The organism is Bacillus cereus group sp. Bc010 (assembly GCF_027716745.1).
GTDB classification, from domain to species: Bacteria; Bacillota; Bacilli; order Bacillales; family Bacillaceae_G; genus Bacillus_A; species Bacillus_A pacificus.
This window is the reverse complement of record NZ_JAQFUY010000008.1, coordinates 138,466-152,544: the sequence shown is the minus strand read 5'-3', so window position 1 is coordinate 152,544 and position 14,079 is coordinate 138,466. Positions and strand designations below refer to the sequence as shown.

Genomic DNA, 14,079 nt, shown 5'->3' with positions numbered 1-14,079 from the left:
GTCTCACGTACGGTGTGGACCGGGGGAAAAGCCACTCTTAACAGGTAATGCTGAAGAATTGGCTTACCTATCGGTATAACTATTGGTGTTGTTTCTGTTGTCTCTAGTCATGTATTTGCAGACAATTTAATTGAGTCAGTTCAAGGTCAATTGGAAAGAGAGGCAATGGGAAATATCCTTATTACAAGTTCCATTCATGACGAAGGGAACGTTGAAAAGCAGCTACAATCTATTAAGGACATAAAAGGATCGAAAAAAGGTTATCAATTAGATGGAAGACTCCAAAATATTAACGGAGTGGACGCAGCATCTATATTCATGAAAAATATAAAAGATGATAAATTTTTTAGCTCAACTAAAATTTCAATAGAAGGGGTAGATACCTCTCTTAACTCTAGATCCTATATGATATCTGAAGGGCGTGATTTAGCTCTATCGGATGCAAAGGGGAAAAAAGCAATTCTTTTGGACAGCTATAAGAAATTAGGTGTAAAAGTCGGTGATACAGTTGACATTCAAATTGGAAATGAATTAGTAAACTGCGAAATTATAGGTTTCTTTAAATCTGGTGTAGTTAAAACCGTTGGCATCCGTATTCCAACTGAAACATTAGCTACATATGGGAAACCAAGCCGAATTACTTATTCCTTAGATAGTGATCCTAAAAAAACAAATACTATATTAACAGAATTAAATGAAAAACTTCCTGGTTCAGCAATGGCATATTCAATTGCTGCTACAGCAATCGATAGTCTTCAGTATATTATTCAAATGCAAAGTGCTTTCTTCTCAATTGTAGCGTTGTTCGCATTTTTAACAGCTGTTCTTACAATTGGAAATCAAGTTGTCATTCGCTTAATGCAACAGACACGAGATGTTGCTATTATGAAAACAGTTGGTATGTCTTCTAGTAATTTGATGAAGTCTATCTTATTAGAAAACACGATTATCTCCCTATCAGCTGGATTAGTTGGCGCTGGAATTGCCCTAGCCTTTTCAGGTATCACTTTACGCTTCTTATTCCAAATGCCGATGAAAATAGATATGACTTGGTCCATTTTAGGCATACTTTTATCTGTTATAACAACAATAATTGTTGTATGGATAGCAGCAAAACAATCATTATCGGCTAAACCTATACACCTTTTACAAAATAAATAAAGAAAGAAAAAAGTGTATTTTGATTATCTAGTCAAAATACGCTTTTTCTATTTTCTTTAAAACAACACATATCCTATGTTTATCAGGTTAAAATTAAAGAATACCCCAGAACGAAAATCTGGGGATCCCTCCCTCACATGCTTGTTCCCATTTAAAAACTGGATTAGATTAAACCTAGTTGATTTAAACGTGTTTCTTATCTCTTATCTTTCTAATTTATTGATTAATAAAATGTAGACTGATCATTAGGTTTTATATTATAAATAGTTTTTATTAAAATAAAGTATTAGACTCAATAGTAGCTATGTAATTATTATACAGTTAATAAGAACAATTCTGAGAAGATGTACGTAGTAATAAAATGGGAGAGGAATAATTTGAATCAAAATAAACCGATAGAAACAGAAGAAAAAATATCTATCATACAAAAAATGAAAAAATGGGCTAGAAACTAAAAAAAAACAACTTCTTGTACTTTATTTGGCATATCGAGATGAAAGAGTCCCTTGGTATGCTAAATTATTTACAATGCTTGTTGTTGCGTATGCTTTTAGTCCTATAGATTTAATCCCAGACTTCATTCCAATCTTGGGGTATCTTGATGATTTGATTCTTGTACCATTAGGTGTATACTTGGCATTAAAACTGATTCCTAAAGAAGTGTTGGAGGATTGTAAAAGAAAGGTAGAGGAAAGACAGATAACAAGCAAACCAAAGAATTGGATAACAGGCATTATTATCATTACTCTCTGGATCCTTGTCTTTGTATGGGCTGTAAAAATTGCAAACCTGATTATTTTCAGGATGAAAGAATAAAGAAAGCTACAGAGTATATACAGCTAGATATGGAGGTATTAATGAGCTCTCTCCAAACAGGACAAACATATGGAATATCCGATGCCTATGTAGGTATGACTGATAAAGTACTAACCCGTGTGATTTTTATAAATTAATATATGTATTATCTTATAAAAAAACTCAGCAGGATTTATTCTGATGAGTTTTTTGTTTATATAATTTATCAATAATTATTCTTTTTTCTCCAGCTGATAGGAAAGAATAACGACACCTGAACTGGTCGTTCTTGTTTCTATAAGTTTTAATGCTTTCGTATTGCTCTGGTCTTTAAAGAGACGCTTTCCGCTTCCTACGATAACGGGATTGACCATAAAATGATATTCATCAATGAGGTCGTGTTGCATCAATGTTTGTATAAGCTCACCACTACCATAAATTAAAAGGTTCTGACCGGGCTGTTCCTTCAGTTTCGATATTTCTTCTACAATATTACCCTTGATAAGATTTGCATTCCATTCGGTTTCTTCTAAAGTTGTTGAGGCAACAAATTTAGGCATGCTGTTCATCTTATCAGCAAAACCTTCTTCATCAGTCATAGAAGGCCAGGCAGCTGCAAAACCTTGATAGGTTACTCGCCCTAGTAGAAGCGCTTCACTTTCAAACAGTAAATTGGATTGAAACTTTGCCACTTCTTCATTGAAATATGGAGCAGTCCAAGCTGGTTCCTCCATGACACCATCTAGTGAGAGGTACATCGATACAATTATTTGTCCCATTTTGTTCTCCTTTAGTTTTAAATTGAGATTTTTACATATTGGTAACACAATTATTAATTCTCCAACTAGAGAAATTCTCCCTTTTTAATAGTTTCGACAAAATGTATTTATGTATGTTTTGGAATAATCTAATATATATTAATAACTTTGAAATATTGTATAACTTCTAATTTTTATGCATTATTGTTTAGCGTTGCTTATTGTGCTAACGAATCAGGATAGTGTGGCGACCGACTAAATAGTTGCTTATCCTCAATTATTAGAAGGGAAGTTTTATCATTTCGCGAATTGATTAGACATAGACGAGTGCTATAATTTTCTATATATACATAAAGAGGTGACTACGCATGAATCAAAGACCGTCAGAAGAAGAATACGCTGGGAGCTCCGGCGAATATATCCGTTTGGTGCCAGACGGTAATATCATTGACATTTTGCTCGCCCAAGAAAAGCAAATGACCGAGCTCCTGGCATCGTTGACCGAAAGCCAGGCCGCATATCGGTATGCGGAAGGAAAATGGACACTGAAAGAAGTCGTGGGCCACATTACAGACGCGGAACGCGTTATGACCTACCGCCTGCTCCGGTTCGCAAGAGGGGACCAGACGCCTTTGACCGGTTTCGATCAGGAATTATTCATACCTCCTTTCGGAAGCTGGACAACCGCGCAATTAGCCGAAGATTACCGGGCCGTACGGCAATCAACGATTACATTGCTGTGCGGGCTACCAGCGGAGGCGTGGATCCGCAAGGGCACAGCCAACAACCTAAGCATTACGGCGCGCGCCCTCGCGTACGGCATTGCAGGACACGAGCTTCATCACATGGGGGTTATCCGAAACCGGTACTTGAGTTAATCGTCGGCAGAGGCCTTTGGAATGGAACTAACACCACTCATACAACCTTAGATACCGTTCTTATTAGGGTCCCGCCCCACAACCATCAACTTAAGGATTTAGACTATTTTTGAAATAAAAAGCACGTTACTATTCTCTTATGTTAATGAGAAAGGGTAACGTGCTTTTTATGAATATGCACCAAAAACAAGAGTTATATCGATTTTTCTCATTTTGGGGTATTTGTTTTTCTTAGATTGAGGGTGACGGGGCACTACTCTATAATGATCAAATTAAAATTAAAAATAGTTATAGAGACTCCATTTCTCGGAAATGTTGTAACTATTAAGTTGTAAAAAGAACCGTAGTTTTTCATTTTTGAAAAGGCGATGGTCTTTTTTAGTTGTAGCAAAGTTATGATGCGAGGAAGTTTTTTTGATTAATCAAAAAAACTTGATTAACTAGTTGCATAAAGAACGAATCAGAGTATATACTATAAACATCAAAAAAACTTGATGAAAGGAAGTGAACTACAGTGGTACAAGATTTTCAGCTCTATGAGAAAAAGTTTAAAGCGTTGGCGGATCAGAAACGTCTAGAAATCATGTATGAACTTTGTCAGCGAGGCCAGACGTGTGTATGTGATTTAACAGAGATTTTTGAAATGACACAATCTAAGTTGTCCTATCATTTAAAGATTTTATTAGATGCAGGTTTAATTGTAAAAGAAACAAAAGGTACGTGGAGTTATTATGATTTAAATGATACGGAAGTGAATAATTTATTATCAGAAGAATTGTGCTGTATCTTTAGAAAAACAGGCAAAGGTAGCTGCTGTTAAAATTTTAATTTATTAATCAAAAAAAATTGATTAATGATATATAAAGAGGAGGAATAAGGTATGAGATATGTTCACGTTGGTATAAACGTTACGAATTTAGAGAAGTCTATTGAATTTTATGAAAAGGTATTTGGTGTTTCACCAGTTAAGGTGAAAACGGATTATGCAAAATTTTTATTAGAGACGCCAGGGCTTAATTTCACGCTGAACGTACGAGATGAGGTGAATGGAAACCAGGTAAATCATTTTGGTTTTCAAGTGGATACAGCTGAAGAAATCACATTACATAAAGAAAGATTAGAAAAAGAAGGTTTCTTTGCGCGTGATGAGATGGATACGACTTGTTGCTATGCAGTACAAGATAAGTTTTGGGTAACAGACCCTGATGGGAATGAGTGGGAATTCTTTTATACGAAAGCAGATAGTGATGTTCACAAAATTGAAGAGTCATCTTGTTGCACGACTTCAAATGAGGTAGCTAAAAATTCTTGTTGTTAATAGGAGATGGAAAATAAAATGAAACGTTTATCTTTTCTAGACCGCTATTTAACACTATGGATTTTTCTAGCGATGGCGGTTGGGATTGGTTTAGGGTTTGTGTTCCCTAGTGTAGTAGACGGACTGAATACATTACAAGTTGGAACGACGTCTATTCCGCTTGCTGTTGGTTTAATTGTAATGATGTATCCACCATTAGCGAAAGTTCGCTATGAAGAAATGGGCCGAGTATTTAAAGATGTAAAAGTGTTAGTTTTATCATTAGTACAAAACTGGATTATTGGTCCGGTACTTATGTTTGTGTTAGCAATTATTTTTCTTCCTGATAAACCAGAATACATGGTTGGTCTCATTATGATTGGGTTAGCACGTTGCATTGCAATGGTAATTGTTTGGAATGATCTAGCTGATGGTGATAAAGAATATGCGGCAGGTTTAGTTGCTTTTAATTCGGTATTCCAAATGTTATTTTTCTCGGTTTATGCATACGTGTTTGTAACCGTAATTCCAGAATGGTTAGGAATTGAAGGTGCTATTGTCGATATTACAATGATAGAAGTAGCAAAATCAGTGTTTATCTATTTGGGAATTCCTTTTATAGCAGGTATGTTGACGCGCTTTGTACTAGTTAAGTTAAAAGGAAGACAGTGGTATGAAAAGGTGTTTATACCTAAGATTAGTCCACTTACATTGATTGCATTACTATTTACGATCATCGTTATGTTCTCTTTAAAAGGAGAGATGATTGTTAGCGTGCCACTAGATGTGGTAAGGATAGCGATTCCGTTATTAATCTATTTTATTGTAATGTTTTTTGTTTCTTTCTTTATGGGAAGAAAGATTGGTGCAAACTATCCGGTGACTACAACATTAGCATTTACAGCAGGTAGCAATAATTTCGAGTTAGCGATTGCTGTAGCAGTTGGTGTGTTTGGTATTCATTCAGGCGCAGCATTTGCAGCTGTTATCGGTCCTTTAGTTGAAGTACCTGTCATGATTGCACTTGTAAACGTCGCTTTTTGGTTTAAGCGTAAATATTTTAATGACCAACCAGTATAATTTAAAAACAAAGGCGGAAAACAACATGGAAAATAAAAAGACAATCTATTTCTTATGTACAGGAAATTCATGCAGAAGCCAAATGGCAGAAGCATGGGGGAAACAATATTTAGGGGATAAGTGGAATGTGTATTCTGCGGGAATCGAAGCGCATGGAGTGAATCCAAACGCAATTACAGCAATGAACGAAGTAAATATCGACATAACAAATCAAACATCAGATATAATTGATGCAAATATTTTAAATCGTGCTGATTTAATCGTTACGCTTTGTAGTCATGCGGATTCTGTTTGTCCTTCGACACCTCCGCATGTGAAGCGTGTTCACTGGGGATTTGATGATCCAGCAGGAAAAGAGTGGTCCGAATTTCAACGTGTTCGTGATGAAATTGGTGAACGTATAAAGCGATTTTCTGAAATAGGGGAGTAAATAAAGGAAAGAGTCAACTCACTCGAGTAGGCTCTTTTTTTATGTGCTATGAAACTTCAAAATAGAACAATATTGCGTTAGCGGAATATGTAATAAACGCTTATCTAATCACGAAAAAAACGAGTCCATTCACGTTTTTCAGGTTATCTGATGAATAGGTGTATTTTTGTGAAAAAAATGTTTATAAAAAGTATTGAAATGTTCTGAAAATTAAATTATTATTATCCATGTAAACTACTAAGTAATCGTTTACATGGATGAATTAAGGGTTGAAACGAAACTGAAGTAAACGATTTCTTGAAAATTTAGAAAGAGTGATGAAATGGCTAAGTCTACAATTAAAGATGTTGCAATGGAAGCGAATGTGTCTACAGCTACAGTATCTCGGGTGTTAAACGATAGCGGATTTGTAAGTGACGACATTAAAGATCGTGTTCATTTAGCTGTGAAAAAATTGAATTATCAACCAAATGCGATTGCTAGAAGTTTAAAGCAAGATAAAACATACACGATTGGTGTTGTGATTCCAGATATAACAAACCAGTATTACATGACAATTTCAAAGGCGATTGAAGATATTGTACAGCAAAAGGGCTATAACCTTATTTTTTGTAGTAGTCACGAAAATCCTAAGAAAGAGGATAAATTGTTGCAGCTACTGGTGGAACAACGGGTAGATGCGATTGTATTGGCTACTGCTGGAGGTTGTGAAGAAAGAGTAAGAAGTATTCATCAAGCTGGTGTACCAATAGTTTTAGTTGATCGGACTGTTGAGATTGGAGATTCAAAATTAGATTCGGTTGTAGAAAGTAATTTTGAAAGTGCTTATAGATTAACGAGCTATCTCTTACAACAGGGGCATAGATCGATCGGTCTTGTAAATGGATTGTTAAACGTTAGTACAGGTAAAGAGCGCTATGAAGGATTTCAGAAAGCTTTAGAAGAGTTTGGGATTCAAGAAGATGAAAACTATACGTTTAATAGCACTTTCACAAGAGAAGGTGGTATGAAAGCAGTTGATTATTTTCTGAATTTCACTGAGAAACCGTCAGCGATTCTATCTTTGAACAATGAAATGGCATTTGGTGTTCTTCTTGAATTAACGAGGAGGGGTTACTCTGTACCAGAGGACATCGTGATTGCTTCTTTTGGTGATGTGGAAGCAGCACAATTATTACGAGCGCCTGGGATTATATCAGTCGCTCACAAACCATATGAAATGGGAGAAAGGGTAGGTGATATATTATTGAAACGTTTAAATCATGAAGAAGGTCCCTTTCATGAAATATTTACACCAAAGTTATTAATAGATGCACAAAGTATAAGTAGTTGAAACGTATTTTCGTTAAGTTAAAAATCGGAAGGGAGATAGAAATGCTAAAAGGAATACCGAAAATAATGAGTCCAGATTTAATGAAAGTTCTTTTAGAAATGGGGCATGGGGATGAGATTGTTTTAGCGGATGGCAATTTCCCCGCTGCCTCTTGCGGGACGCAGCTAATTCGATGTGAAGGTCATGGGGTTGTTGAAGTATTACAGGCAATTTTGCAATTCTTTCCACTCGATACGTATAGTAATCATTCTGTTTCGTTAATGAAGGTTGTAAAGGGGGATCATGTATCCCCCTCCATTTGGGAAACGTATGATGCGACAATTAAAAAATATGATACTCATTTTGATGGGTTTGAGATGATTGACCGCTTTGCGTTTTATGAGAGGGCAAAGAAGGCGTATGCGATTGTTGCAACGAGTGAGAGTGCTCTTTATGGCAATATCATTTTAAAAAAGGGTGTGGTTACGGATTAACGCATGATGAAACTAATATATTATTTGAATAAAAAATTGATAAGGTAGTAGGTGATAGGATGAGTGAATTGCTACTGAAAATGGATGGAATTAGTAAAGCGTTCCCTGGTGTGCAAGCGCTTTCTAATGTGCGGTTTGAATTGAAAAAAGGCGAAGTTCACGCACTTTTGGGAGAGAATGGAGCCGGAAAATCTACATTAATGAAAATTTTAACAGGGATTTATCAAAGGGATACTGGAACGATTGCATACGAAGGAAGAGAAATCGAGGTTCCCGATACAAAAGCAGCACAAAGACTTGGAATCAGTATAATCCATCAGGAACTTAATTTAGCTCCGCATTTAACGGTTGCCCAAAATATTTTTATTGGAAGAGAACCTAAAGGGCTATTTAATCTTTTTTTGGATGAAAAAGAACTAAATAACAGAGCAAAAAAACTATTTGAAAGGTTAAACATTCATCTAGATCCTAAAGAATTGGTAGGTGATTTGACAGTTGCGAAACAACAAATGGTTGAGATTTCCAAAGCCCTTTCCTTTGATTCGAAAATATTAATTATGGATGAGCCAACCGCAGCTTTAACGGATACGGAAATTGATGCATTGTTTGTTATGATTCGAAAATTACGACAAGATGGTGTGGGAATTGTATATATCTCTCACCGCATGGAGGAGCTTAAGAAAATTACGGACCGTGTATCGATTATGCGAGATGGTACATACGTAGGAACGATGAACACGAAGGATGCAACGATTGAACAAATTATCTCGATGATGGTTGGAAGGAAAATTGATAACAATCAAAAACCAGAAATGAAAGAGAGAACGAGAGAAAAAGTGTTTGAAGTAAAAAATTTAAAGAGAGGGAACACGATAAAGGATGTAAGCTTTGAACTGTATAAAGGGGAAATCGTTGGCTTTGCTGGATTGATGGGAGCTGGAAGAACAGAAGTAGCCCGTGCTATATTTGGGGCAGATCCACTTGATTCAGGGGAGATTTTTATTAAAGGAAAAAGACAGAATATTAAAAATCCTTATGATGCAGTGCAACATGGAATTGGATATTTATCTGAGGATCGAAAGCAGTTTGGACTTCTAGTTGGGATGGATGTCAAAACAAATATTGCAATGGCATCGATGAAAGATTATGTGAAACCTTTTGGCTGGATGCATGTATCTAAAGTGGATCAACAATCTGAGGAATTAATTAAGAGGTTAAAAATAAAAACACCATCAGGTAATCAATTAGTGAAAAATCTTTCAGGAGGGAATCAGCAAAAAGTTGTTATAGGCAAGTGGTTGACTAGAGATTCAGACATTTTAATCTTTGATGAGCCTACTCGTGGTATTGATATTGGGGCAAAAGACGAAATTTATAAGTTACTACACGATTTAGCACAGCAAGGAAAATCTATTATTATGATTTCCTCAGAACTTCCTGAAATTTTAAGAATCAGCCACCGCGTAATTGTTATGCGTGAAGGCAAAATAACAGGAGAATTGAAAAATGATGAAAAAGCATCGCAAGAAGCGATTATGACTCTTGCAACAAAACGCATTATGTAATGGATATTAACGGATGATAAAGGAGTGAACAAGAATGGAAATACAAAAGGTAGTCGAACTTCCAGTTGAAGGGAAGATGAGGAAAGGGATGAATTCAAATGCTCTTCAGCAGCTTCTAGCATTTGCAAGCTTAATTGTACTTGTTGTCATTTTTTCAATTGCTTCAGCTAATTTTCTGCAATTTGATAACATTATAGGCATCTTTTTATCAACAGCTGTTACAGGCATCCTTGCTTTAGGGGCAACGATGATTATCGTTACAAGTGGAATTGATTTATCCTGTGGAACCGTACTAACCTTGTCTTCTGTAATGACAGGTGTATTTGCTGTCAACTTAGGTTTACCAGTTTGGGTAGCTGTACTCGGAGGTATTTTAATAGGTGCCGTAGTAGGTTTAATTTCTGGAGCTGCAATTGCAAAGTTGAAGATTCCCCCATTTATTGCAACGTTAGCGATGATGATGATCGCGAAAGGATTGGCACTTGTTATTTCGAAAGCCACTCCAATTTATTTCACTTCTATACCAAGCTTTAACAAAATTGCGATGGGTTCTATTATTCCTGGCTTTGCTATTCCAAATGCTGTTTTCATCTTTTTTGGAATGGCTATTTTCGCAAGCTTAATTTTAAATAAAACGATTATCGGAAGGTATACATTTGCACTAGGAAGCAATGAAGAAGCGACCAGGCTTTCTGGAGTAAATGTTGATAAGTGGAAAATCATTATCTACATGCTTGCAGGTGTTTTTACTGGTGTTGCAGGGATTATCATGGCATCTCGTCTAAATTCTGCCCAGCCAGCTTTAGGTGCAGGATATGAATTAGAAGCAATTGCAGCAGTCGTCATCGGAGGAACTTCTTTAAGTGGTGGTAAAGGAACAATTCTTGGTACTGTTATCGGTGCATTAATTATGAGTGTGTTAACAAATGGTCTTCAAATCCTTTCCGTACCGCAAGAGTGGCAAACAGTAGTTGTTGGGGCGGTTATCTTATTAGCAGTTTACGCAGATGTGCTACGAAACAAAAAAGCAAAGAATTAACTACGATACTGTTTTTGAAATAAAACAATATATAGGGGGAGTTTTGGATGAAGAAAGCAAAAAAGGGCATCGTTTTATCGTCAATTCTCGCAATCTCAATGTTTATGGGAGCGTGTTCTTCAAACAATGCAAGCACGGGAAGTAAGGATAGTAATGCTCCTGCAAGGGATGATGGCAAGCGCTATGTTGCGATTATTTCAAAAGGTTTCCAACATCAGTTTTGGCAGGCAGTTAAAAAAGGGGCTGAGCAAGCAGCAGATGAGTATAAGGTGAATATTACATTTGTAGGTCCTGAAACGGAAGCGCAAGTTGATAAACAAGTTGAAATGCTCCGTAGCACACTTGATAAAAAACCAGATGCGATTGGTTTCGCGGCATTAGACTCTAAGGCAGCTCTTCCTTTGTTAGAACAAGCAAAAAACAAAAAAATTCCTGTTGTTGCGTTTGACTCAGGTGTTGAGGGAGATATACCTGTAGCAACAGCGGCAACAGATAATAAAGCAGCGGCAGCTCTTGCAGCTGAGAAAATGGCTGGATTAATTGGTGAAAAAGGAGAAGTAGCAGTAGTTGCTCACGACCAGACAAGTAAAACAGGTGTTGAACGCCGAGATGGTTTTGTAAATACAATCAAATCAAAGTATCCAAACATCAAACTTGTTGATATCCAGTATGGTAGCGGCGATCAATTAAAATCGACTGACGCTGCTAAGGCAATTATGCAAGCACACCCAAATGTAAAAGGTATTTTCGGTACAAATGAAGGGTCTGCGATTGGGGTAGTAAATGCTGTTAAAGAATTGAACAAAAAGAGTGTAGTAGTAGTGGGCTTTGACTCTGGAAAACTACAAATTGATGCGATTAAGAGCGGAGTAATGGCAGGTGCGATTACGCAAAATCCAATTGGAATTGGTTATGAAACTGTTAAAGCAGCTGTTGAGAACCTAGATGGGAAACAAGTATCCAAAACAATTGACACTGGTTTTTATTGGTACGATAAAAAGAACATTGATGATCCAAAGATTAAGGAAGTTCTATATCAATAAAATTTAAATCGAAACTAGCGGTGCAAATAAGAGAGAAATTGAGGTGCATACCATTGCCGAGTGTAATAAATGATTTGAAATTATATGCAAATAAGATTGTCCAAACGGGTCTTGTAGTAGGAGCAGGTGGAAATTTAAGTATGAGAGACGGAAATATGATGTATATCTCTCCTAGCGGTTTTGATTTGCAAGAGATAGAAGACCATGAGTGGGTATGTGTCAATATTGAAACTGGTGAGATATTGGATGATTTAAAACCATCTTCTGAAATATTAATGCATCTGGAATGTTTTCGTAAACGTCCTGATATAACAGCTGTTTTACATGCTCATCCAAGTTATTCGGTAGGTGTATCATGTACTGGTCATACCATTCCGAGTCTATTCCCAGATTTTCCAGCAATGATCAAAAGCGTATCTTATCTTGAATATATGATTCCGACTACAGAAGTATTGGCTAACGCTGTATCAAATGTGATTGAAGAAAATGATGTAGTCGTAATGAGGAATCACGGAGTACTTACGGTTGGTAAAACAATGAAAGAAGCATATTTTCTTATGCAAATTCTAGAAGAAGCGGCCAAAGTATATACGATTGCATCGACTGTGGGCGTGCCAAGAATTTTGACAGAGGAAGAATGTCACGAATTAAGAAATCTATCTTCTGAGAAATATAGATTACAACTACTAAAAGATGCGGAGTAATTGAAGTGTTTCCGAGGGGTGTGAAGGAATGGAAAAAGTTTGGGCTTTTGATTTAGGTGCATCTAATGGGCGTTTAATGGTAAGTGGATTTGATGGAAAACGCCTTTATCTTGAAGAAGTTCACCGGTTCTCCAATCGCCCTATTTACGCAACTGGTCATTATTATTGGGATATTTTAAGGATCTTCCAAGAAATGAAGAATGGAATAGGGAAAAGTATTCAAAACGGTCATAAGTCGATCGAAAGTTTATCTATCGATACGTGGGGCGTTGATTTCGGACTTCTTTCTGCAACAGGGGAATTGCTTAGCAATCCTTATTCTTATAGAGATCCGCATACAAATGATAGTTTAAAAGAAATCACGGAAGTCATTCCGAGGGATGTTTTGTTCTCTCGAACGGGGGTCACGCCAGCAGCAATTAATACGATTTGCCAGCTTTATACGATAAAAAAGAATAACCCAGATTTGATAGAAAAGGCAAAAACTCTATTATTAACACCAAACTTATTGAGTTATTTATTTTCCGGCGAAAAGGCGAATGAATATACGATTAGTACAACGACATCATTATTTCACATTCATGAGCGTAATTGGGATACCGCCATTATGACTAAGTTAAAGCTACCTAAAGAAATCATGGGAAATATTGTGATGCCAGGAACAACTCTCGGTCCGACACTTTCTTCCATTCATAACGAATTTGGCATGAAGCCTGTTAAAGTTATTGCTGGTGCAGGACATGATACAGCCTGTGCTCTTGCCGCACTGCCTATAAAGTCAGAATATTCTGCGTTTGTGAGTTGTGGTACATGGATCTTAATGGGAGTTCAAGTGAAGGATCCAGTCATTAATGAACAGGCTTTGGAATGGGGCTTTACAAATGAAGGAACGGCAGATGGCGAGTTTCGGCTACTTAAAAATATTATGGGGTTATGGCTCATTCAAGAATGTAGGGGGACTTGGGCAAAAGAAGGCAAGCTTTTTACTTACGAAGAAGAAGCAACGTTGATTCGAAATACAAAGCCATTTGCACATTTCATAGACCCAGATGATCCTTCTTTCTTCAATCCGGAAAATATGCTAAAACAAATCCGAGATTTCTGTATAAAGAGTGGTCAACAGTCGCCTGAAACGGAAGGGAGTTTCCTCCGCTGTATTTTGGAGAGTCTTTCATTCAAGTACAGATGGGTGTTAGAGAAGCTGGAAGTGTTAACTGGTAAGTCAATAGAAGTCATCCATATGGGCGGCGGTGGTATTCAAAATGATCTTTTTTGTCAATTTACCGCAAATGCGACTAACCGCCCAGTTGTAGCGGGACCAGTTGAAGCGAGTGCGATTGGAAATTCATTATCGCAATGGATTGCGCTAGGGAAAATAAAGGATTTAAAGGAAGGTAGAGAGATTGTTGAAAACTCGTTTCCTGTTAAACATTATCAACCTCAAAACCAATTAGAATGGCAGGAAGCATACGGCCGTTTTATTGAAATAATCGATAATAGTGTAGTAAGAAGGGAGCTTTAAA

Annotated in this window: 14 protein-coding genes and 2 pseudogenes; 15 read left to right on the top strand and 1 reads right to left on the bottom strand. The window is 36.8% G+C overall.

The genetic code is table 11. The annotated features are described in order from the left end of the window. Nucleotides 1-63 precede the first annotated feature (63 nt). The 3 genes and pseudogenes from PDQ68_RS12455 to PDQ68_RS12445 form a co-directional block, all read left to right on the top strand. Nucleotides 64-1,161 (top strand): annotated as a pseudogene (locus PDQ68_RS12455) (FtsX-like permease family protein); the annotation flags it as partial. A 480-nt stretch (nucleotides 1,162-1,641) separates the two neighbouring features. Further along, entirely contained in the window at nucleotides 1,642-1,977 is a 336-nt protein-coding gene (locus PDQ68_RS12450) for a YkvA family protein (RefSeq protein WP_048555286.1), read from the top strand. Continuing rightward, nucleotides 1,938-2,102, top strand: a pseudogene (locus tag PDQ68_RS12445) (IS4 family transposase); the annotation flags it as partial. The gene PDQ68_RS12450 and the pseudogene PDQ68_RS12445, both read left to right, overlap by 40 nt. Before the next feature lie 87 nt (nucleotides 2,103-2,189). Here PDQ68_RS12445 and PDQ68_RS12440 read toward each other — a convergent pair. Continuing rightward, a complete protein-coding gene (locus PDQ68_RS12440) occupies nucleotides 2,190-2,735 on the bottom strand; it encodes a dihydrofolate reductase family protein (protein WP_016717943.1) in 546 nt (181 codons plus the stop codon). A 347-nt stretch (nucleotides 2,736-3,082) separates the two neighbouring features. On the opposite strand from PDQ68_RS12440, the gene PDQ68_RS12435 reads away from it, so the two are divergent. The 12 genes from PDQ68_RS12435 (at nucleotide 3,083) to PDQ68_RS12380 (ending at nucleotide 14,078) form a co-directional block, all read left to right on the top strand. Then, on the top strand, nucleotides 3,083-3,592 hold the full coding sequence (locus PDQ68_RS12435; protein ID WP_016717942.1) for a DinB family protein: 510 nt from the start codon (nucleotides 3,083-3,085) through the stop codon (nucleotides 3,590-3,592). A gap of 514 nt (nucleotides 3,593-4,106) precedes the next feature. Next, the gene (gene arsR, locus PDQ68_RS12430; RefSeq protein ID WP_001982246.1) at nucleotides 4,107-4,412 is read left to right on the top strand and encodes an arsenical resistance operon transcriptional regulator ArsR; all 306 of its coding nucleotides are present in this window, start codon (nucleotides 4,107-4,109) and stop codon (nucleotides 4,410-4,412) included. Nucleotides 4,413-4,472: 60 nt separating this feature from the next. Then, nucleotides 4,473-4,910, top strand: a complete 438-nt coding sequence (locus PDQ68_RS12425) for an ArsI/CadI family heavy metal resistance metalloenzyme (protein ID WP_001271021.1) — start codon at nucleotides 4,473-4,475, stop codon at nucleotides 4,908-4,910. A gap of 18 nt (nucleotides 4,911-4,928) precedes the next feature. Beyond that, nucleotides 4,929-5,969, top strand: coding sequence for an ACR3 family arsenite efflux transporter (gene arsB / locus PDQ68_RS12420; protein WP_016717941.1), 1,041 nt, complete (start codon nucleotides 4,929-4,931; stop codon nucleotides 5,967-5,969). A 25-nt stretch (nucleotides 5,970-5,994) separates the two neighbouring features. After that, a complete protein-coding gene (gene arsC, locus PDQ68_RS12415; RefSeq protein ID WP_029141144.1) occupies nucleotides 5,995-6,399 on the top strand; it encodes an arsenate reductase (thioredoxin) in 405 nt (134 codons plus the stop codon). 322 nt (nucleotides 6,400-6,721) lie between these two features. Next, on the top strand, nucleotides 6,722-7,732 hold the full coding sequence (locus tag PDQ68_RS12410) for a LacI family DNA-binding transcriptional regulator (RefSeq protein ID WP_016717939.1): 1,011 nt from the start codon (nucleotides 6,722-6,724) through the stop codon (nucleotides 7,730-7,732). 41 nt (nucleotides 7,733-7,773) lie between these two features. Beyond that, the gene (gene fucU / locus PDQ68_RS12405; RefSeq protein ID WP_016717938.1) at nucleotides 7,774-8,205 is read left to right on the top strand and encodes an L-fucose mutarotase; all 432 of its coding nucleotides are present in this window, start codon (nucleotides 7,774-7,776) and stop codon (nucleotides 8,203-8,205) included. Between the two features lie 59 nt (nucleotides 8,206-8,264). Further along, the gene (locus PDQ68_RS12400) at nucleotides 8,265-9,770 is read left to right on the top strand and encodes a sugar ABC transporter ATP-binding protein (RefSeq protein WP_270786765.1); all 1,506 of its coding nucleotides are present in this window, start codon (nucleotides 8,265-8,267) and stop codon (nucleotides 9,768-9,770) included. A gap of 34 nt (nucleotides 9,771-9,804) precedes the next feature. Next, nucleotides 9,805-10,809, top strand: coding sequence for an ABC transporter permease (locus tag PDQ68_RS12395; RefSeq protein ID WP_080444099.1), 1,005 nt, complete (start codon nucleotides 9,805-9,807; stop codon nucleotides 10,807-10,809). A gap of 47 nt (nucleotides 10,810-10,856) precedes the next feature. Further along, nucleotides 10,857-11,852, top strand: a complete 996-nt coding sequence (locus PDQ68_RS12390; RefSeq protein WP_016717935.1) for an ABC transporter substrate-binding protein — start codon at nucleotides 10,857-10,859, stop codon at nucleotides 11,850-11,852. A 53-nt stretch (nucleotides 11,853-11,905) separates the two neighbouring features. Next, nucleotides 11,906-12,556, top strand: coding sequence for a class II aldolase/adducin family protein (locus tag PDQ68_RS12385; RefSeq protein WP_061182915.1), 651 nt, complete (start codon nucleotides 11,906-11,908; stop codon nucleotides 12,554-12,556). Between the two features lie 28 nt (nucleotides 12,557-12,584). Further along, nucleotides 12,585-14,078 carry a rhamnulokinase gene (locus PDQ68_RS12380; protein ID WP_270786762.1) on the top strand — a complete coding sequence of 498 codons (1,494 nt, stop codon included), beginning with the start codon at nucleotides 12,585-12,587 and terminating at the stop codon, nucleotides 14,076-14,078. The last annotated feature ends 1 nt before the right edge of the window (nucleotide 14,079 follow it).

Bases quoted from the DNA above. Each gene is read 5' to 3' on its own strand.
- PDQ68_RS12410 (WP_016717939.1), top strand. From the start codon at position 6,722: ATGGCTAAGTCTACAATTAAAGATGTTGCAATGGAAGCGAATGTGTCT.
- PDQ68_RS12435 (WP_016717942.1), top strand. From the start codon at position 3,083: ATGAATCAAAGACCGTCAGAAGAAGAATACGCTGGGAGCTCCGGCGAA.
- arsB (WP_016717941.1), top strand. From the start codon at position 4,929: ATGAAACGTTTATCTTTTCTAGACCGCTATTTAACACTATGGATTTTT.
- arsC (WP_029141144.1), top strand. From the start codon at position 5,995: ATGGAAAATAAAAAGACAATCTATTTCTTATGTACAGGAAATTCATGC.
- PDQ68_RS12395 (WP_080444099.1), top strand. From the start codon at position 9,805: ATGGAAATACAAAAGGTAGTCGAACTTCCAGTTGAAGGGAAGATGAGG.
- PDQ68_RS12425 (WP_001271021.1), top strand. From the start codon at position 4,473: ATGAGATATGTTCACGTTGGTATAAACGTTACGAATTTAGAGAAGTCT.
- fucU (WP_016717938.1), top strand. From the start codon at position 7,774: ATGCTAAAAGGAATACCGAAAATAATGAGTCCAGATTTAATGAAAGTT.
- PDQ68_RS12440 (WP_016717943.1), bottom strand. From the start codon at position 2,735: ATGGGACAAATAATTGTATCGATGTACCTCTCACTAGATGGTGTCATG.
- PDQ68_RS12400 (WP_270786765.1), top strand. From the start codon at position 8,265: ATGAGTGAATTGCTACTGAAAATGGATGGAATTAGTAAAGCGTTCCCT.
- PDQ68_RS12390 (WP_016717935.1), top strand. From the start codon at position 10,857: ATGAAGAAAGCAAAAAAGGGCATCGTTTTATCGTCAATTCTCGCAATC.
- PDQ68_RS12380 (WP_270786762.1), top strand. From the start codon at position 12,585: ATGGAAAAAGTTTGGGCTTTTGATTTAGGTGCATCTAATGGGCGTTTA.